Genomic DNA, 19287 nt, shown 5'->3' on the forward strand with positions numbered 1-19287 from the left:
GGCGCGTCAGCCGTGTGCGTCCAGCGTGGGCGCGAGGTGCTCCGCGAGCATCATCGTGGACAGGTTGGTGTTGGCGTTGGGGATGACCGGCATGATCGACGCGTCGATCACCCGCAGGCCCTCGAGTCCGTGCACCCGCCCCAGATGGTCCACGACGCTGGCGGGATCGTCGGCGGGGCCCATTCGGCAGGTGCCGACGGGGTGCTGGTAGAGGTTGGTGCCCTCGCGCAGGGCGGCGTCCAGCTCCTCGTCGCTGCTGACGGCAGGCCCCGGCCACAGCTCGGCGCCCAGGTGCCCGGCCAGCGGGGCGGTGGCGGCGAGGCCGCGGGCCCGTACGACGCCGGCGCGCAGCCGCGCCAGGTCGGCGGGGTGCCGGAGCAGGCCGGTGTCGATCTCCGGCAGGGTGTCGGGCGCGGGGCCGCGCAGCCGCAGCTGACCGCGTGAGCTGGGCGCGAGCAGCCCCACCAGCACCGTCAGTTCGGGCTCCGGGCCCTCCTCACCCTCGGTGATCGGGCCGGGGAAGATATGCAGGTCGGGGGCGGTCTCGCCGGGGCCGCTGCGGGTGGTGAGCAGTGCCAGGCAGGCCAGCGCGCGCGGGGTGCCGTGCGCGGCGAAGCGCAGCCGCAGCAGCGGGTGGTCGTGCAGGTTGCGGCCCACTCCGGGCAGCGCGTGCCGTACGTGGATGCCCAGCCGGCGCAGATCCTGTTCCGGTCCGATGCCGGAGCGGAGCAGCGCGGCGGGGCTGCCGTACGCGCCGGCCGCGAGGATCACCGTACGGGCGGGCACCGTCTCCGGCGGCTCGGCCAGCGCCACTCCGGCCGCGCGGCCGTCCCGCAGCAGCACGCGGTCGACGAGGACGCCGGAGCGGACCGTGAGGTTGGGGCGGTGCCGGGCGCGGGCCAGATAGGTGAGCGCGGTGGACTGCCGTACGCCGCCGACGACGTTGAGCGGCCCCTCGCCCCAGCCGGACGCGCCCGGGGCGTTGAAGTCGGCGGCCGGCGGGTAGCCGGCGGCGTCGCAGGCGTCGAGGAACGCCCGCTGGTGCTCGGGCAGTTCGGGTCTCGGCACGCGGGCGATGGGGACGGGGCCGTCCCGGCCGTGTACGGGGGCGGAGGGGTGGTCGAGGTCGTGCTCGACGCGCGTGAACGCGGGCAGGACGTCGTCGAACGACCAGCCGGGGTTGCCGGCGGCGGCCCAGGCGTCGTAGCAGCTGGGGTGGCCGCGCAGGGCCATCGCGTTGTTCGTCGCCGAGCTGCCGCCCACGATCCGCCCGGCGAACACGGGGCTGCGCCGGCCCAGGTCGCCCAGCCGCGCCTCCAGGCCCCAGTCGTAGCCGGTGGGCGACAGGTCGCGGGCGTCGGTCACCTCGGGCGGCTGCGCGTCCGCCGTCGAGCCGAAGTCCGGGCCCGCCTCCAGCAGCAGCACCGACCGGTCGGCGCGCTCGGACAGCCGGGACGCCAGCACGCCGCCCGCGGAGCCGGCGCCGACGACAACCACATCGAATGCCATGAAAACGACTCTAACCACGCCGCACGCGCGACCCCCGGGACCGACGCTCGTGCTGCCGCCAGTCGGGGCGAGGTCGGGGTCGGGGGCACGGTCGGGGGTGCAGTCGGAGGCACGGGCACGGGCACGGGCACGGGCCGGATGCGGCGGCGGGGGCCGTGTGCCGCCCCGCTACGATGTGCCGTCCGCTCGACTCCCCTCCCTGGAGGACGTGATGGCCCGCTCCGAACTCGACCGACTGATGCGTCCCCACCTCGACAGGGACGAGAAGCTCCGGGCGGCCGTGTCCGGGTACACCGGCCTCGGATTCAGCCGGATCATTCTCGGCGTCACCGACGACCGGGTCCTCGCGGTCAAGAGCGGCTACTGGTCGCTCACGGACAAGGGCCTCGGCTGGGCCGACCCGCTGGACGAGGTGGCACTGGGCGAACTGCCGCAGGAAGTCCGTACGAAGGGCGCGTACACCGGCAACACGTACATCCGCGTCCGCCGCGCGGACGGCAGCACCCTGCGGCTCAACCCGCGCAACGGCTTCGCGGGCGACCACGAGGGCACGAGGCGCAACGTGGACGCTCTCTACGCGGCCGTGCCGGGTCGTTTCTGACGGGATCCGGTGCGTTCGGTGCGACGTACGGGGACATAGCGGCAGGTGGGTTGAAGGAACCGCCGATATCGGCCCATGCTGTCCGCCATGGATCTCGCTGCCGCCGCGCCCGGCGCGCCCGATGTGCCCGACTCCCGTGACTACGCCCTGGATTGGGCGCTCGTCGACGTCGAGACCTCAGGTCTGGTGCCCCGTCAGGACCGGGTGCTGTCGCTCGCGGTCGTGACGGTCGGCCCCGACGGGGAGCAGACCGGCGAGTTCTCGACGCTCGTGGACCCCGGCGTCGACCCCGGCCCGGTGGAGGTGCACGGGCTGACGCCCGAACGGCTGCGCGGGGCGCCGACGTTCGACGAGGTGGCCGGGCGGGTCGCGGCGATGCTGCGGGACCGGGTGCTGGTGGCGCACAACGCGCAGTTCGACTACGACTTCCTCGCCCACGAGTTCGCCCGCGCCCGTACGTGGCTGCCCGTCACCCGGCGGCTGTGCACCCTCGCGCTGAACCGGCGCGTGGACCCGCCCACCGAGAACCTGCGGCTGGGCACGCTCGCCGCCCACTACGGCGTCACGCAGCGCCACGCGCACGACGCGCTGGACGACACGCGCGTACTGGCCGGGGTGCTGCGCGGCTCCCTGCGCGAGGCGGCGCGGCTCGGGCTGCCGCTGCCGCTGGTGCCGTGCCCGCCGCGGCAGGACCCGCAGTTCGCGCCGAAGCCGCCCAAGACGCCGTGCGCGTACCGCAATCCGGGGCGGCCGGCGCCGGGCGGGCCGCTGACGCAGGGCATGAAGGTGGCGTTCACCGGCGAGGGCGGCGGCGCGTCACGCGCCGAGCTGGTCGCCCGCGCGGTCGCCGCCGGGCTGAACGTGATGGACTCCGTCAGCAGGCACACCAGCGTGCTCGTCGCGGACGACGTACGGTCCGGCTCCACGAAGGCGCGCCGGGCCGCCACCGAGGGCGTGCCCGTGATCGGGGAGGCCGCGTTCCTGGGGCTGCTGGCGGACGTACGGGCGGGGACGCCGCACACGGCGCACGAAGACGTACGGCCGGGGGCCGCCGTACCGGCGCAGCCGCCCGCCCCGGCGGCGGAAACGGCGCCCGCGCCCGTCGCCGTTCCCGCACCCGCCCCCGCGCCCGTGCCCGTCGCCGCCCCCGTGCCCGCGCCCGTGCCCGTGCCCGTGCCCGCGCCCGTGCCCGTCGCCGCACCCGTGCCCGCGCCCGTGCCCGTGCCCGTCGCCGTTCCCGCACCCGCACCCGCACCCGTGCCCGGCAAGCCGCTGGCGGGGCGGCGCGTGCTGGTCCTCGGCGGTACGCATCCGGAGGCCGCCGCGGCCCGCGCCCGTGTCACCGGCCTCGGCGGCGCCGCCGCGATCAACCTCTCCGCCAGCGTCACCGACGTCGTGCTGCTCGCCGGCGGCGACGGCGACCGCCGCATGCGCCGTATCGCGTCGCTGGAGATCCCCACGTACGACGCGGACTGGCTCGCCGCACCCGCCGTCGCGCCCCTCGTACGCCCCGCCGCCTGGCAGGGCCCGCGGGTGCTGCCGCGCGGGGGCGTCGTGGACCTCCCGGCGGGCGCGCCGGAGGCCGCCTGGTGCGTCAGCGCGGGCTGGGCGCAGCAGACGACGTGCGAGATCGACCTCGTCGCGTTCCTCGTGGACGAGGACGAACAGGTCGCGGGCGACGAGGACTTCGTGTTCTACGGCGCGCCCGAGAGCCCCGGCGGCACGGTGCGACTGCTGACGGACGGGCCGACGGAGCAGTCCCTCGTCCTCACCCTCAGCGCGCTGCCGCCGGGCGTGCACAAGGTGGTGATCGCCGCGGCGATCGACGGCGACCCGAATTTCGGCGACGTCGGCGCGATCCAGGTCACCACGGGCCCCGGCGACGGCGCGGCACCACTGGCCCAGTCCGCACTGGACGCGGCGACGACGGAACGAACCTTGCTGCTCGCGGAGGTCTACCGCCGCGGCCCGCTCTGGCGCTTCCGCGCGGTGGGCCAGGGCTACGACCGCGACCTCACCCGCCTGGCCCGCGCCTACGGCGTCGACATCACAACCTGAGTCGACATCACAACCTGACCCGCGCCCGCATCTGCCCGGACCCGAACCGGCGCGCGGACCGTGCGTCCCCTGGGAGGATCCCCCGATGGGAACGGGAGACAGCAGTGACACGGTCCAGTACGTGCGGTTCCAGTCGCCCCGGCCGAACGAGCGGGGCCACCGCACGGGCGTCTTCGGGCTGATCAACACCCTGGCCCGGGAGGGGAAGCTCTCCGCGGAGCAGGAGTCGTTCCGCCGTGCCAACAACACCTGGTTCAACGCCGCTTACACGGATCCCTCGACCGTCGACCCGACCGTCTACGACCAGCGGGTCAACCCCGGTGCCGCGGCCTGGTTCAAGGCGTCCGCCACACACCTCGTCGAGCGTGTCCCCGGCTATCTGGAGATCCTGGCGGCGCACGGCGTGGAGTGCCGGACGGTCCGTTCCGCCGATCCGGGACGTGTCGTGTACGAGGACGACGTACAGGTCGTGGTCGTGCCCGTGGAGAGGCCGGTGACCGGGTCCGCGGCGCAGGCGTGACCGTCGGGTGGGCCGGCGGCTCTACGTCTCCGGCTTGCCCGGGACCGGGGGTGTCTTCGGCAGGCGTGGGGACAGGGCCGGGGCGTCCGATTCGATGCGGAGGGCGTGGCCGATGCGGGCCGGGAGGTTGAAACCGATGATCAGCGCGACCACCGCCGTCAGCACCCCCGCCAGCAGCGTCAACGCCGTGCCCAGGCCCGTGCGTTCCGCGATGGAGGCGCCCGCGAGGGGGGCGACGGCGCCGCCGAGGGCGCCGACGTTGTACGAGAAGCCGAGCCCCGCCGCCCGTACGCGGGTCGGGAAGTGGTCCGCGATGTACTTCGGCAGCAGTCCGGAGATGCCCTGGCTGGTCGCCTGCATCACGAACAGGAACAGCCACAGCAGCACCACGTTCCCCGAGTCCAGCGCGAACACGGGGAACACGAAGGCGAGCGACAGGAACAGCCCGAAGACGTACGTGCGCCGCGTGCCCAGCTTGTCGCCGACGACGCCCGCGAGGCAGGAACCGGCGGCGTAGCCGAGGCCCGCCCAGGTGAGCGCGTCGGACACCTGGCCCGCGTCGTAGCCCAGTTCGGTCTTGAGGTACGTCGGGAGGAGCGACTGGATGGGCCACGAGTAGAGGAAGGCGCAGAACGTCGTGACCATGATGGCGAGCATCACCGGCCAGAGCCGTCCGGCCAGTTGGACGGTGAAGGCGACCAGACCGAGTACGACGGCGGCGACCAGCCAGGGGACGGCGCCGCCGGCGTTCTCGCTGAACAGCAGGACGAGCACGGCCGACAGGACCACGGTGAGCGCGCCGTTGAGCAGCCGCCGGCCGGGCGCGAGCAGCACCGAAGACGTGGTGACGTCGGGCCGGTCGCCGACCTCGGCCTGCCACTCGGCGGCCTCCGGCAGGGCGCGCCGCAGGTAGAGGGTGAGCGCGACGGGCAGCAGGCCCGCGTAGAACAGCCAGCGCCAGCCCGCGGCGGGCACGATGACCTCGTAGGCGAGGGCGGCGACGACGGTGCCGATCGGGTACGCGGAGAGCAGGAAGCCGGTGGCGCGGTTGCGCATGGACTTCGGCCAGGACTCCATGACGTACGTGGCGCTGGACCCGTACTCGCCGGCCATGCCGATGCCGACGAGGGCACGGAAGGCGAACAACGACCAGTAGCCCCAGGCGAATCCGCACATGCCGCTGCCGACGGAGAACGCCAGGATGGCCAGCAGCATGGCGGGCTTGCGGCCGTACCGGTCGCCGATCGCGCCGAGCAGCAGCCCGCCGAACCAGCGCGAGACGAACGCGGCCGAGACGAGCGTGGCGGCCTTGGTGAGGCTGATGTCGAAGTCGTCCGCGATCTCCGTCAGTACGAGGGTGATGAGGACAAAGTCGAAGCCGTCCAGCAGATAGCCGAGCCAGGCGGCGAAGAACGCCTTGCGCTGGCCGCTGGTGAGGCTGCGGAACGAGTGGGGCGTGGTCGGCGGCGACGTGGCCACGGGCGGACCTCCGGTGGGGACGGAAGACATAGGATGTCCTATGTCCGCGCAAGGTACCGCCGGGCCCGGCGATCACGCCAGTGCCTTGCGGGAATTGGTCCGCGGGCCCGCGACCCGGAGGGCTTCCGGCGGCGCACTCCGGCGGCTCCGGGGGCCCAGTCGTCCTATGTCCTGTGAAGTTCCGCGACCCCGGGGCCCCCACGGAGCCGCCCTAGACTGTCCGGTCGTGGACACCCCCGCGACACGCAAGCCCGACTCCCGGACCGAGCCCCAGCCCCCCGGAGAGCCCGCTCCCAGGCCCTCCGGCGCCCGCGCCAACCAGCGCGCCCTCCAGGCGGCGGTCCGTCAGCTCATCGTCGACCGCGGCCTCGAGGCGGGTTCGCCGCTGCCCACTGAGTCCGAGCTGATGCGGCAGCTCCAGGTGAGCAGGCACCCGCTGCGCGAGGCGATGAAGGCGCTCGAGGCGGTCGGCATCGTCGACATCCGGCACGGGCACGGCACGTACGTGGGCTCGGTGCCGTTCTCCGCACTGGAAGCGGGGCTGTCCTTCCGCAGCGCCCTGTCCGTACGCGGTGACCACGCGGACATACACAACCTGCTCGAAGTGCGCGAAGTGCTCGAAACCGGCCTGGCCGGCCGCGTACTGGGCGCGTACGACCTGCTCGACTTCGCCGCGCTCGACGCCGCCGTGAGCGGCATGGAGCGCGAGGCGGAACGCGGGCGGCACGCCCCCGCGCACGACTGGGCGTTCCACGAGGCGCTGTACCGGCCGCTGGACAACGCGCTGGTCCTCGACCTGCTCCAGGTCTTCTGGAAGGTCTTCCACACGCTGGACGCCGACCTGCCGCGCGCCGCCGACACCGCGGCGGTCACCGCCCGCCGGCACCGGCAAATCCTCGAGGCGCTGCGTGCCAAGGACGAGACGGCGCTGCACGAGGCGGTCAGCGAGCACTTCCGGGGCATCCGCTCGCGACTGCGGAGCGCGCACGCGCGGTAACCGCAACGGGCATAACTTCGATGTTGGGGCGGATTGTTATTACCCGGATCGAACAGGCTTGGCAATCCTGGTTACTTCCTGGCCATCACACGCGTCACCCTCGCGTGTCTTCGGAAACGAGGAGCCTTGCGAATAACGAGGATCATCCCCGCCCTCCTTGCCGCTCTACTCTCCGTGCTCACCCTCGCCGGCACCGCCACCGCGGCACAGGCCGAGGACAGAGCAGCCACCAAGGTCAGCGGGCCGCAGCCGATCATCGGCGGCTCGTACGCGCAGAACGCCCCATGGGCGGCACGGCTGTTCTCCAACGGAAGACAGACGTGTTCCGCCACGATCATCGCCCCGACGTGGATCCTCACCGCCAGGCACTGCGTCAGCGGCGGCGGGCTGTCGTTCCGCATCGGCAGCCTCGACCAGACGTCCGGCGGCACCGTCGCCAACGGCACGCAGGTGTACAACCACTCGTCGGACCTCTCGCTCGTACGTCTCGACCGCAACGTGTCGGCGACGTACGCGCGCCTCGGCCAGCCGGGCTCGGTGACGGTCGGCCAGAACGTGCAGGTGTACGGCTGGGGCGCCACGTCCCGGTGCGGGCAGGAGATCAACTGCCAGTCCCGGCTGCTGAAGTACGCGAACGTGACCGTCAGCGGCGGCTGCACCGACGCGTACGGAGGCCGGGCGATCTGCGCGCGCCGCGGCGACGGCATCACCGCGGGCGGCGACTCCGGCGGCCCGATGATGGCGAACGGCGTGCAGGTCGGCGTCGCGTCGACGAGTGACCGGCAGACGACGACGGCGTACACGAACGTCACGGCGTACCGGTCGTGGATCCAGTCGATCGCGGGTGTGTGACCTGACCGCACACCTGACCGCGCGCACCGGCTGAGCAGCACCGCGGAGCAGCCCGGGCTCCGGGCTCCGGTTGTGGGTTCCGGAGCCCGGGTTCCGGGTCACTGCTTCCGGAGCCCGGTTCCGCGCCGTGGGGCGGGGCGCCCGTACAACGGGCGCCCCGCCCCACACGCGTGCCCGCGCCCTGCCCCAACACCCGTGCGCGGACACTGGATGGCCGGCGGCCGGCGTGTGAGACTGCAGGCGCCCTGCTCATAGCCCGCCGTGGCCCGCCGCGCGGCCCCGCCCGGGAGCGCGGCCCAGGCGCACTGCCCTGCGGCCACCGCCCGACGGCCTCGCGGCACAAGCCCGCGGCGCGCGCCCGCGCCCCGGAGGTTCCCTTGGAGATCACGCGCAGGCACGTGCTGTCCCTGCTGTCCGCCACCGGTCTCGCGGCGGTCCTCCCCGTGCCCGCCGCCGCGGCGGCCGGCGCCCCGGACCCGGCCGCGCCCGGGCGCCTGCTCGCCAACACCGTGGCCCTCTTCGCCGGCACCGCCGAGTCCAACGCCCGCCCGGAGACGGCCGCCAAGCTGGCCGCCGTGTCCGACGCCGCGGTGAAGCACCTCAAGGCCCTGGACGAGGCGGGCGAGGGCGAGCTGTTCGCGGGGCTCCCGCTGGGCACCAGCGACGCGAACCTGAACACCACCTTCCGGCAGCTGTACGAGATCGCGCTCGCGACGCGTACGCCCGGCCTCGGCCCGCTGCCCGGACACCCGGACCGTGCGGCGGTGCGGCGGCGCGTCATCGACGCCCTCGTGCTGCTCCACGACCGCTGGTACGGCGACCAGTCGAAGGGCTACTACGGCAACTGGTTCAACTGGGAGATCGGCATCTCCACCGGCGCCACCGCCACCCTCGTGCTGCTCGCCGGTGAACTCGCCGAGCAGCGCCCCGAGTTGACGGCCACGTACATCGCGTCGATGGACACGTATCTGCGCAACGGCAAGGACGGCGACGTCGACCTCGACTCCCGCTTCCACACGGGCGCCAACCTCGCCGACATCACCACCAACCGCCTCCTCCAGGGCGCGCTGACCGGCGGCACCGAAGGCGAGGCCCGTATCCGCAAGGCGCTGGAGGACCAGCTCACCGTCTACGCCACCGTCGACCCGTACCACCTCCGGCACGGCGTCACCGACGGCCACTACGCGGACGGCTCGTTCATCCAGCACCACTCGGTCGCGTACACGGGCTCGTACGGGAAGGCGCTGCTGACGCGCGTCGTGCAGACCCTCAAGGTGCTCGCCGGAACGGGTTACGCCGACACCGACGCCCTGGTGCCCGTCGTCGACCGCTGGGTGGCCGACGGCTTCGCGCCGCTGATCTTCGAGGGCTGGATGATGGAGGCCGTGAAGGGCCGCGCGGTGTCCCGTACGGGCGGCGGCTACGCGGACACGGCCGCCGTCGCGGAGGCCGTCACCGACCTGTCCGCGTACGCGAAGGGGGAGCGCGCCGCCGCGCTCAGGAGCTACGTCAAGCATCTGCACACGGCGTCGCACGACGCCCCGGACCCGGCCGCGTTCGTCTCCCCGCTGACCGTCGTGCGCTACGCCGACCTGCTCGCGGACGACTCCGTGCCGGCCGCCGATCTCAACCCGCCGGAGCGGAGCAGCGCGTTCAACGCCATGGACCGCACGGTGCACCGGCGGCCCGGCTACGCGTTCGCGCTGGCGCGCAGTTCGGACCGGATCAGCAAGTACGAGTACATGAGCGGCGAGAACCTGCTGCCGTGGTTCCAGGGCGACGGCAGCCACTACCTGTATCTCGCCGGGCAGGACCAGGCCGAGTCGTACGGCGTGGACTACTTCACCGCCGTCTCCCCGTACGGCCTCGCCGGCGTCACCGCCCCCGTCGAGCGCCGCAGGAGCGTGCCCGAGCTGTACGGCAAGCCGTACTACGACAACCCCGGCCACCCCCTGAACTTCACCCCGTCCTCGGAGTCGCAGAACACGTACGTCTACTTCCCGCGCGGCACCAACGGGCACTCCGGCGGCGCCGTCCTCGGCGCGTACGGCACGGCCGCCATGGTGCAGTCCGACGACGTCGCGTACGCCGAACGGGACCGGCTGCCCGACGACTTCACCGTCTACCGCAACGCGTCCGCGACCAAGTCGTGGTTCCTGCTGGACGACGAGATCGTGGTGCTCGCGGCGGGCGTCGGCGACCGCGCGGGCCGCGCGGTCACCACCACGGTGGACGCCCGTACGGCGGCGCCCGGCGACCGCGTGGACCTCACGGGCGCGGAGGCCGACGGCAGCCCCTGGGCCGGTACGGGCACGGCGCGGCTGCGCTGGCTCCGGTACGCCAACGCGACGCGGGGCACGGCCGTCGGCTACGCCTTCCTGTCGCCCTCCGCCGCCTCCGCTCCCCCGGTCTCCGTCGCCCTGGAGACCGTCACACGCAGCCGCCGGGTGGTGCGTACGGCCAACCCCGACACCCCGGTCACCCGCCAGGTCTTCGACGCGTCCTTCCGGCAGGAGCCCGGCGCGCGGGCGCTCGCGCTCGCGTACGCGCTGGTGCCGCACGCCACGGAGGGGGCGCTACGGGCGTACGGCGACGGACCGCTGACGGTGCTCGCCAACACCCCGCGCCTGCAGGCCGTACGGCACCGGGGGCTCGGGTTCGTCGGCGCCAACTCCTTCACGCCCGGCGGCCATTCCGTGGCCGGGCTCCGCCTGGACGGGCCGGCGTCGGTGCTCGTACGCCGTACGGGCGGGGGTGACCGTTCCGTGAACCGTGTGACCGTCGCCGCCTCCGACCCCACGATGGGCCGCGACCGGGTCGGCGTCCTGCTGCGCGGCCGCCGCCTCAGCCCCGTCTCGGCCGACCCCGGCGTCCGCTGCCGCTCCGTACCGGGCGGCACGCTGCTCCACTTCCCCACCCGTCACGCGTACGGCCGCACCTTCACCGTGACCCTGCGGGACGGCTGACCGGCGCGCGGGCAGGATGGACGGGACCGCCACACACGTACGAGAGAGGTCAGCCACCGTGACGACGCAGGCCCCCGTCCTTCCGCTCAACGACACCTGGACGCTCCCCGCCGTGGGACTCGGCACCTACCCGCTGGACGACGACGCGGCCGAACGGGCCGTCGCCGGCGCCCTCGAGCTCGGCTACCGGCTCGTCGACACCGCCCTCAACTACGGCAACGAGACCGGCACCGGGCGCGGCATCGCCCGCAGCGGCCTCCCGCGCCGCGACGTCTGCGTCACCACCAAGCTGCCGGGCCGCCACCACGGGTACGCCGAGACCCTCGCCTCGTTCGAGGAGTCCCGCGCGAACCTCGGCCTCGACTACGTCGACCTCTATCTCATCCACTGGCCGCTCCCCCGCGTCGACCGCTACGTCGACTCCTGGAAGGCGATGCTCCGCCTCCGCGACGAGGGCCTCGTACGCTCCGTCGGCGTCTCCAACTTCACCGCCGCGCACATCGAACGCCTGGAGGAGGAGACCGGCGAACTCCCCGCCGTCAACCAGATCGAGCTGCACCCCGCGCTGCCCCAGGACGAGCTGCGCGCGTTCCACGACGCCAAGGGCATCCGTACGGAGAGCTGGAGCCCGCTCGGCCGGGGCAGCGGCCTGCTGGACGACCCCGCGCTGAACGAGATCGCCCGCGCCCACGGTGTGACGCCCGGCCAGGTCGTCCTGCGCTGGCACACGCAGCTGGGCACGACCCCGATCCCCAAGTCCGCGGACCCGGGCCGCCAGCGGGAGAACCTCGACCTGTTCGGCTTCGAGCTCACCGACGACGAACTCGCCCGGGTCTCCGACCGGCCGGCTCAGCGGCTGGGCGGAGACCCGGACAGGCACGAGGAGTTCTGACGGCGCGCCCCGTTCCGCCGGGGGTCTCTACCCGACCGTGAAGAAGTCGGCGAGCGCGCGGCCGATCCTGTCGGGGGCGTTCTCCGTGGGGATGTGGTCCGCGTCCGGGATGCGGATGAGTGTGGTGCGGGGCATCTCGGAGGCGAACCGTTCGGCGTGCTCCACCGTCTCGTGGAGGTCGTCTTCGCCCCAGATCAGCAGCTTGGGCGTGGTGGACCGCCGCAGCGCGGGAACGAGTTCGAGGGTGTACCGGTTGTCGGCCGCGCCCGCCAGGGCCGTCCAGGAGCGGCGCACCCGCTCGTCGGTCCACGGATCGGCGTACTCCGCGATCAACGACTCGGTGGCGACACCGGCCAGCACCCTCGCGATCGCCTCCCGTCGGCCGGCGAGCACGCCCTCGGTTCCGTCGCCCTCCCGGAACCGGGAAACGTGGGGTGCGGGCCAGGAGTCGTAGAGGACCGAGTTGACCAGGGCGAATCGGGAGATGTCGAGCCGGTCGTGGGCGAGGAGATGCTGGGCGACGGCGCCGCCGATGTCGTGTCCCGCCAGGGCGACCGGTCCGCAGAGGCCCAGCGCGGCGGCGAACCGTGTCACCCAGTCCGCGAGGGCCGGGACCGTGGCCGTCTCCGGGGTAAGCCGCCCGCCCGACCGCCCCAGTCCGGGGAGGTCGACCGCGAGGGGCCTCAGCCCCGCGTCGGCGAGATGGCCGAGTACGGGGAGCCAGACGCGGCCCCAGTACGTTCCGTGCAGCATCAGCACGGGCGGGGCGTCCTGGCGGCCCGCGGTCAGATAGCTGGTCGGCTCGCCGTCGACCTGCACCGCGGTCCTCAGCACTGTCGTTCCGGTGGTTTCGCTCATGGGTCCACTGTGTGCCGTGCCGGGCCGTGCGGCCGAGAGTCCGGAAAGACATCTGCGGGTACAATCCTGCCATGCGCCCTCATCGCGTGGTGGCCCTGCTCAACCCGCCGCAGTCCCCCTTCGAACTCTCCTGCGCCACCGAGGTCTTCGGCACCGCCCCGCAGGACGAGCCGCCCCGCTACACCTTCCGGATCTGCGCCGAACACCCCGGTCCGCTGCGAACCACCGCCGGGTACGCGATGCTCGTGGACGCCGGACTGGAGGCCCTGGAGGAGGCGGACACCGTGATCGTCCCCGGCTGGCAGCCGCCCGGCGCCCCCGCGCCACCGGCCGTCACCGCCGCGCTGCGGGCCGCCCACCGGCGCGGCGCGAGGACCGTCGCCATCTGCACGGGAGCCTTCGTCCTCGCCCAGGCCGGCCTGCTCGACGGCCGCCGCGCCACCACCCACTGGCGCGACACCGCCCGGCTCGCCGCCGACTTCCCCCGGGTCCGCGTCGACCAGGACGTGCTCTTCGTCGACCACGGCGACGTGGCCACCAGCGCAGGCACCGGCGCGGGCATCGACCTGTGCCTGCACCTGGTCCGCAGCGACCACGGCGCGGCCTACGCCGCACAGATCGCCCGGAACATGGTCCTGCCACCGCACCGCGAGGGCAGCCAGCTCCAGTACGCCGCACGGCCCGCCCGGCCCGTACCCGCCCGCGCGGACGAGTCACTGGCACCCCTGCTGGAGTGGGCCACCTCCCGGCTCGACACCCGCCTCACCCTCGACCACCTCGCCGAACACGCCGGGCTCTCCGGCCGGACCCTCGCCCGGCGCTTCACCGAACAGCTCGGCACCAGCCCGGGACAGTGGCTGCTCGACCAACGCCTCGACGCGGCACGCGCCTTGCTGGAACAGACCGACCTCCCGGTCGAAGCCATCGCCACCCGCGTCGGCCTCACCTCGGCGGTCAACCTCCGCCGCCGCTTCCGCACCCACCTCGGCACCACCCCCGGCGCCTACCGGCGGGCCTTCAGCCAGACGGCCACATCAGCCTGACACTTCGCGCCGCCCCGCGCCGCCGTGTGCGGGTCGGCGCTGGGCGGCGCGCGCGGCGAGGTCCAGTTCGGCCCATACGGTCTTGCACGGGTACGGCTGCCGGACGACGCCCCAGCGGTCGGCCACTGCCTCGACGAGGGCCAGGCCCCGGCCGGTTTCGGACACGTCCGGTGTCTCGGTCACCGCCCCCGTCACCCGTACGGCATCGGGTGCGGGTACGGACTCGGCGCGGGCGTCGACCAGTTCGACACGGAGGGTGAACCCGGCGGCGAGACTCAGCCGCAGCCGGAAGTCCCGCCCGTTCACGCGGCCGTGCAGCACGGCGTTCGACGCCAGCTCGGCCACGACCTGGGCGAGGGACCGCGACACGTCCGACCCGTACGGCCAGCCCCAGGTGTCCAGTTGCTGCACGGCCAGCAGCCGGGCGAGCCGGGCACCGCGCCGGGTGGCGGAGAGCTGGAAGGTCATGTGGCGGGTGCGGCCGCTGAGTTCAGCGGGGTGGTCGGCAGAGGTGATTGTCGGCGAGATTTCGTCGTTCATGTGACCCAGCGTGGTCACTCGTATCTACTCTGAACACCAAGACCGCCAGTACGCAGCGTCGCTGTCCGGCCCCGGTTCCTGCCGTGTCCGGACCCTGCCCGGTGACCCCGCGCGCTGCGGGCGAGTTGGGCACAACCGGCAGCGCGGACGGAAGGACTGGGCATGGGCGTCAACGGCACCACACGTACGGAACGAGCGGCGGCGACTGACAGTACCGGGCAGGCCGTCGGCCTGTCGGAGGCCGAGGACGAGTCGGCGGCCGTGCTGCGGGCCGTGGGCCGGGTCATCAAGTCCTGCCGCGAACGGGCGGGCCTCACGCAGACGGAACTCGGATCGGCCATCGGCTACGGATACGAGCAGGTCTCCTCCGTGGAACGCGGCCGCCGCGCCCCGCAACCGGAGTTCCTGGAGGCGGCCGACCGCGCGCTGGACACGGGCGGCATGCTTGCCGCCCTGAAGAAGGACGTGGCGGAGGCGCGGTATCCGAAGAAGGTCCGCGACCTGGCGAAACTGGAGGCGGAGGCCGTCGAGCTGGGAGCGTACGCGAACGCGGTCGTCCACGGACTGTTCCAGACAGAGGAGTACGCGCGAGCGCTGTACTGCAATCGGCGCCCCGCGTACACGGAGGACGAGATCGAACGCTACGTCGCCGCGCGGATGTCCCGCCAGGACATCTTCGACCGCAGGCCGCTGCCGACCCTCACCTTCGTCCAGGACGAGGTGACGCTCCGGCGCCCCATCGGCGGTGCGATGGTGATGCGACGGCAGCTCGAACGATTGCTGGAGATCGGCCAGTTGCGGAACGTGGACATCCAGGTGATGCCGACGGATCGGGAGGAACACGCGGGGCTCGGCGGAGCGTTTCAGGTGTTGAGGATGGGTGACGGCGGCACGGTAGTGCGGGTCGAGGCCCAGGCGTACAGCCAGTCGATCACGGTCCCGAAGTCAGCCCGAGTCCTGGAGAGCCAATATGGGATCATCCGATCGCAGGCTCTCACGCCACGGGAGTCACAGTCCTTCATCGAGAAAGTGCTGGGAGAGACATGAGCATCAAGACCACGGCTGGGGACGGCCACACCCTGAAGTGGATCAAGAGCAGCCACAGCACGAACGAAGGCCCCGAATGCGTCGAGGTCGCGGCGACGCCCAACACGGTGCTGGTCCGCGACTCCAAGAACACGGCGGGTCCGCGCCTCGCCTTCGCCCCCGGCGCCTGGGACACGTTCGTCGCCCACACGGCCAACCACTGAGCCGCAGACAAGGGCGCAACACCACCAAAACAAGCCCGTCCGGCGATCGAGGACGAACCCCCGCCCGGCCCCGGCTGAGGGCCGTCCTCAAACGCCGGACGGGCTGAGTCAGGGCGTCGGCACTGTCAGAGGCCGGTGTTAGGTTTCGGCAGCGTGAAGACATCATCCCCACAACAGCCGGTCCTTTATGTGATCGATGAAGACTTCGTCGTGCCTGACCGAGGTGACAAGCAGGACGGGCCTGAGTCCTCGGTTCCTGCTGGTGATCCGGACGAGGCCGTGCGGCTCTTCCACCACTACCGGCGTCTGACGGCGCAGATCCTCGACCACGAGGAGGTACTCCCCGAGCCCGCGAGCGAGGAGGACCTCGCCGAGGCGGAGGAGGAAATGGGCGTCGCCCTGCCTCCGGACCTCCGCGCTCTGTACGGCATCGCCGACGGTGACGGTGATCTCGTCAACCCGCTGTTCGACCGGAAAAGTTGGCTCCCTCTCGCCGAGATAGGCGACCTGGACGACGAGTGGCTCGACATCGCGCAGGAATGGGAGCACGAACCCTGGCGCCAGACGGTGTTCGATACCCAGCCTCCGAATGCCGTACGGAGGTCGCCGCTGCGTGAGGGCTGGATCCGGTTCGCGTTCGACACCGGCGGCAACTGGCTTGCCGTGGACATGGATCCCGGGCCGGAAGGTCGTCCCGGGCAGGTCATCGCGGTCGGAGTCGACTACACCGAAGGGCCGGTGTACTTGGCCGACTCGGTGACCACGTTCCTGCGCCGACTGGTGGAGGCGTTGGAACGCGGCGACTACCGCCACCGTGACAAGAACTTGTGGATCGACGCCGACCTGCGCCCGGCGCCCCGGGTATACCGCGAGTACAGCGACGACTGCCCCACCCGCGCGGGGGCCAGACAGGCCGGTCCGCACGTGCAGAAGGTTCGGGTGGTCGAGGTGGAGGACTGCGCGTTTCTCGACGCGGTGCCCGAAGTGCGTTCGCTCGCGCTGTCGAGCAAAGGCTCGCCCGACCTGACGCCGCTCGGTGGCCGTCCGGTGGAGTATCTGGAACTCGATGTCGAGACGGCCGACCTGACGGCGCCTGCCCGAAACCGGGAGTTGCGGTCCGTGTCGGTCACCTGCGCGCAGCCCGTCGAACTGGCGCCGCTCCGGGCGGTTCCCCACCTGTGGGCGCTGGATATCGCGGCAGCACCCGTCACCGACATCGCCACGGTGGCCGAGTTGCAGGGATTGCAGTATCTGGAAGTGACCCAGGCCCAGTGGCGGGAACTGTCGGAACTCGACGACCTGCCCTCGCTGGCCCTCGTCGGCATCCACCCCGACCGCCCCGAACGTGACGGGTCGCTCCCAACGGACTGGGACATCGTCGACGACGAACCACCGTCGCCTGCCTGAAACAGGACATGACCGGCCGCGGGCGGAACGTTGTTGCCCTGCGCTGCCGAGCGTGGGGCAACAACCGTCACTGCCAACCACTAGGCCGCAGCACGGGCGAAACACCCGCCACATCCAGCCCGTCCGGCGTTTGAGGACGAACCCCCGCCCGGTCCCGGGCCGCGCCCAACGCACGATGCGGTGACCGCACACCGGCGGCTGCCGCGCATCGCTGGCTGAGGGCCGTCCTCAACCGCCGGACGGGCTTGATGTGGCAAGGTCCGCCCTCAACTCACGGCACAAGCAAGCTGGAGTTGGCGAGGTCCGCTCTCGTCTCACGGCACAGACAGGCCGGAGGTGGTGACGGGGCAGCAGCCGGCCGCGCCGGTAAGGGGCAGCAGCGGCACGCGGAGCATTCCCACGGGCTCCGCCTGAAATGTCACGTGATCGTCGCGGGACACCTTCCCCGCCCTTCATTCCTCCGCTTTTTCGTTTCCTTCCGGAGCTGCACTAGGACGGCCACGGAATTCAACGGGACTGAACTATGGCAGCCAGTCAAACCGGGGTCGGAGCGGAGAAATCCGCTCCGACCCCAGGGGATTCACTCAGTGCCGACCTCTAGCAGAAGAGGGTCAGCGTGCAGACACCCGGATCCGTCATCTCACAACCCCAGGTTGGCCCGACGGTCTTCGAGGCCACAGGCGCGCTCGCACCCTCCAGACGGACGTCCAGGTCGAACTCCGCAAGCTCCAGGTCCTCGCACGATTCCAGCATCGCGACAGACATCGACAACTCCTCTTCCCGTTGGGCACATGACTCTCCGGCTCACATCCTTACGCCGGAGAGGATGCACCCACAGATACCGAGCAATTCATACCGCCGACAGCCGGGACGAGGGGCACTAGGGGATTCCCTAACGCGGGATTCCGGGCACTCCGGAACTGCCATAGAACAATTTCAGGGAACTGCCGTAGAACAGAATTCAGTTCGCCGGTCTGCGCTATGGCAGCCAGCCAGCACGGGCGGTGACCGCGCACCGGCGGCAAGGGGTCAGTCGCGCTTCAGGGCGTGGCCGCCGAAGCCGCTGCTCTTGTCGGAGCCCTGGTGCTGGCCCTGGTACCAGGCGTCGAACTCCGCCTGCTTCATGCTGCCCCAGTCCGGCGTGTCGTCCACCTGCGCCCGGCCCAGGCGGCGTCCGAGTTCGACCATCGCCGCGCCCACCGCCGTACGGTCCTCGTCGTACGCCTCCAGGGCCTCCGCCCAGGTGCCGCCCTTCTCCAACGCCCGTTCCAGCACCAGCGCGTCCTGGAGGGCCTTGACCGCTCCCCCGCCCGTGTGCGGCCGGGCGACCGTGGCCGCGTCGCCCGCGAGCAGCATGCGGCCCGTGGCGTACTGCGGGACCTGGAGGTCGTAGATCGGCTGCATGAGGGTCTCGTCGACCGGTGTGCGCAGGACACGTTCCGCCCAGTACGGCGGGAAGTGGTCGGTCACCAACTCCTGCAGGTGCTCGAGGAGTTCGGGCGTCACCTCGGGCGGCGTGGCGGAGGCCGCGCCGGAGGCGCCGGGCTGCTGGCCGGGCGGGATGGTGTAGAGGATCCAGTTCGTGCGCAGGCCGCCGCGGCCGTCGGGGATGGGGTAGATCATGCAGTGTCCGCCGGGGAATCCGACGGTCTGCGCCTCGGCCTGCCGGTCCACGTCCTCGTCCAGCGGCAGCGGCGAGGTGCCGCGCCAGCCGAGGTAGCCCGCGTACTCGGGGCGCAGGCCGGGGAACATGGTGTCGCGGACGACGGACCGGTAGCCGTCGGCGCCGATCACGACGTCGTAGCGCTCCCGCTGCCCGTCCGCCAGTACGAGGGTCACGCCGTCGGCGTCGGGCTCCAGGGCCTGGACGGTCGACTCGGAGCGGTAGTCGACGCTGTCCGGTACGCGGCCCCGCACGTCGTTCCAGAGCGACCCCCAGCCGTAGCCGCGGAACGGGAAGGGCTGGACGCCTATTTCGTGTCCCGCCTCCACGTCGCCGTCCCGCGCGGTCCAGACGCGGCGGGTCAGTTCGGTCCAGGGCGTGTCGGCGTGCACGTATCCGGCGGCTTCGAGCTCCGCGTACCGGTCGTTGTGCATGCCCAGGCCCACACCCCGTTCCCGGAGCTGGCCGCCGACGCGCTCGAAGACGGTGATGCGGTCGGCACCTCCGCGCGCTGCCGCCACAGCCGTCGCACAGCCCGCGATGCTGCCGCCCACCACGGCGACGCTGCCTCCGCGCATGAAGTCCACTCCTCTGAATTGCGGTTGGTGATCTGCGGCCCTACGGCGTCACGGCGCCGTACGGCCCTGCGGCG

Annotated in this window: 17 protein-coding genes; 11 read left to right on the plus strand and 6 right to left on the minus strand. The window is 72.3% G+C overall.

Features of this window, described 5'->3' with window-relative positions; genetic code table 11:
- Positions 1 to 6: 6 nt before the first annotated feature.
- A complete protein-coding gene (locus DVA86_RS23030) occupies positions 7 to 1509 on the minus strand; it encodes a GMC family oxidoreductase (protein ID WP_208881056.1) in 1503 nt (500 codons plus the stop codon).
- Positions 1510 to 1720: 211 nt separating this feature from the next.
- Between DVA86_RS23030 and DVA86_RS23035 the strand changes: the two genes are divergently transcribed.
- The 3 genes from DVA86_RS23035 to DVA86_RS23045 all read left to right on the plus strand — a co-directional run bounded on the left by DVA86_RS23035 (position 1721) and on the right by DVA86_RS23045 (position 4688).
- Complete coding sequence (locus DVA86_RS23035; protein WP_208881058.1) at positions 1721 to 2110, plus strand: hypothetical protein; 390 nt, start codon at positions 1721 to 1723, stop codon at positions 2108 to 2110.
- An 87-nt stretch (positions 2111 to 2197) separates the two neighbouring features.
- Positions 2198 to 4168 carry a TerD family protein gene (locus tag DVA86_RS23040; RefSeq protein ID WP_208881060.1) on the plus strand — a complete coding sequence of 657 codons (1971 nt, stop codon included), beginning with the start codon at positions 2198 to 2200 and terminating at the stop codon, positions 4166 to 4168.
- A gap of 85 nt (positions 4169 to 4253) precedes the next feature.
- A complete protein-coding gene (locus DVA86_RS23045; RefSeq protein WP_208881062.1) occupies positions 4254 to 4688 on the plus strand; it encodes a hypothetical protein in 435 nt (144 codons plus the stop codon).
- Between the two features lie 21 nt (positions 4689 to 4709).
- Here DVA86_RS23045 and DVA86_RS23050 read toward each other — a convergent pair whose 3' ends face one another.
- Entirely contained in the window at positions 4710 to 6197 is a 1488-nt protein-coding gene (locus tag DVA86_RS23050) for an MFS transporter (protein WP_208881063.1), read from the minus strand.
- 196 nt (positions 6198 to 6393) lie between these two features.
- Between DVA86_RS23050 and DVA86_RS23055 the strand changes: the two genes are divergently transcribed.
- The 4 genes from DVA86_RS23055 (at position 6394) to DVA86_RS23070 (ending at position 11874) form a co-directional block, all read left to right on the plus strand.
- Positions 6394 to 7164, plus strand: coding sequence for a FadR/GntR family transcriptional regulator (locus DVA86_RS23055; protein WP_222623355.1), 771 nt, complete (start codon positions 6394 to 6396; stop codon positions 7162 to 7164).
- A 126-nt stretch (positions 7165 to 7290) separates the two neighbouring features.
- Positions 7291 to 8016 carry a S1 family peptidase gene (locus DVA86_RS23060; RefSeq protein ID WP_208881066.1) on the plus strand — a complete coding sequence of 242 codons (726 nt, stop codon included), beginning with the start codon at positions 7291 to 7293 and terminating at the stop codon, positions 8014 to 8016.
- A 377-nt stretch (positions 8017 to 8393) separates the two neighbouring features.
- Positions 8394 to 10982 carry a polysaccharide lyase family 8 super-sandwich domain-containing protein gene (locus DVA86_RS23065; protein WP_208881068.1) on the plus strand — a complete coding sequence of 863 codons (2589 nt, stop codon included), beginning with the start codon at positions 8394 to 8396 and terminating at the stop codon, positions 10980 to 10982.
- 58 nt (positions 10983 to 11040) lie between these two features.
- Positions 11041 to 11874 carry an aldo/keto reductase gene (locus tag DVA86_RS23070; protein ID WP_245997012.1) on the plus strand — a complete coding sequence of 278 codons (834 nt, stop codon included), beginning with the start codon at positions 11041 to 11043 and terminating at the stop codon, positions 11872 to 11874.
- 27 nt (positions 11875 to 11901) lie between these two features.
- On the opposite strand, the gene DVA86_RS23075 is transcribed toward DVA86_RS23070, so the two are convergent.
- The gene (locus DVA86_RS23075; RefSeq protein WP_208881071.1) at positions 11902 to 12732 is read right to left on the minus strand and encodes an alpha/beta fold hydrolase; all 831 of its coding nucleotides are present in this window, start codon (positions 12730 to 12732) and stop codon (positions 11902 to 11904) included.
- Positions 12733 to 12803: 71 nt separating this feature from the next.
- Here DVA86_RS23075 and DVA86_RS23080 point away from each other — a divergent pair, with 71 nt between their 5' ends.
- On the plus strand, positions 12804 to 13775 hold the full coding sequence (locus DVA86_RS23080; RefSeq protein ID WP_208881072.1) for a GlxA family transcriptional regulator: 972 nt from the start codon (positions 12804 to 12806) through the stop codon (positions 13773 to 13775).
- Here the strand turns inward: DVA86_RS23080 and DVA86_RS23085 are convergent.
- Positions 13767 to 14315 (minus strand): ATP-binding protein, encoded by a 549-nt coding sequence (locus DVA86_RS23085; protein ID WP_245997015.1) that lies wholly within the window; start codon positions 14313 to 14315, stop codon positions 13767 to 13769. The genes DVA86_RS23080 and DVA86_RS23085 overlap by 9 nt on opposite strands.
- 162 nt (positions 14316 to 14477) lie before the next feature.
- Here DVA86_RS23085 and DVA86_RS23090 point away from each other — a divergent pair, with 162 nt between their 5' ends.
- The 3 genes from DVA86_RS23090 (at position 14478) to DVA86_RS23100 (ending at position 16972) form a co-directional block, all read left to right on the plus strand.
- Positions 14478 to 15362, plus strand: coding sequence for a helix-turn-helix domain-containing protein (locus tag DVA86_RS23090; RefSeq protein WP_208881074.1), 885 nt, complete (start codon positions 14478 to 14480; stop codon positions 15360 to 15362).
- On the plus strand, positions 15359 to 15565 hold the full coding sequence (locus tag DVA86_RS23095) for a DUF397 domain-containing protein (RefSeq protein ID WP_208881076.1): 207 nt from the start codon (positions 15359 to 15361) through the stop codon (positions 15563 to 15565). The genes DVA86_RS23090 and DVA86_RS23095 overlap by 4 nt, the downstream gene beginning before the upstream one ends.
- Before the next feature lie 153 nt (positions 15566 to 15718).
- On the plus strand, positions 15719 to 16972 hold the full coding sequence (locus DVA86_RS23100) for an SMI1/KNR4 family protein (protein ID WP_208881078.1): 1254 nt from the start codon (positions 15719 to 15721) through the stop codon (positions 16970 to 16972).
- A gap of 597 nt (positions 16973 to 17569) precedes the next feature.
- Here the strand turns inward: DVA86_RS23100 and DVA86_RS23105 are convergent.
- Together DVA86_RS23105 and DVA86_RS23110 are read right to left on the minus strand one after the other, a co-directional pair.
- Entirely contained in the window at positions 17570 to 17737 is a 168-nt protein-coding gene (locus tag DVA86_RS23105; RefSeq protein ID WP_208881079.1) for a hypothetical protein, read from the minus strand.
- 264 nt (positions 17738 to 18001) lie between these two features.
- Entirely contained in the window at positions 18002 to 19213 is a 1212-nt protein-coding gene (locus DVA86_RS23110; RefSeq protein WP_208881081.1) for an FAD-dependent monooxygenase, read from the minus strand.
- Positions 19214 to 19287: the final 74 nt, after the last annotated feature.

Source organism: Streptomyces armeniacus, assembly GCF_003355155.1.
In the GTDB taxonomy this organism is placed as follows: Bacteria; Actinomycetota; Actinomycetes; order Streptomycetales; family Streptomycetaceae; genus Streptomyces; species Streptomyces armeniacus.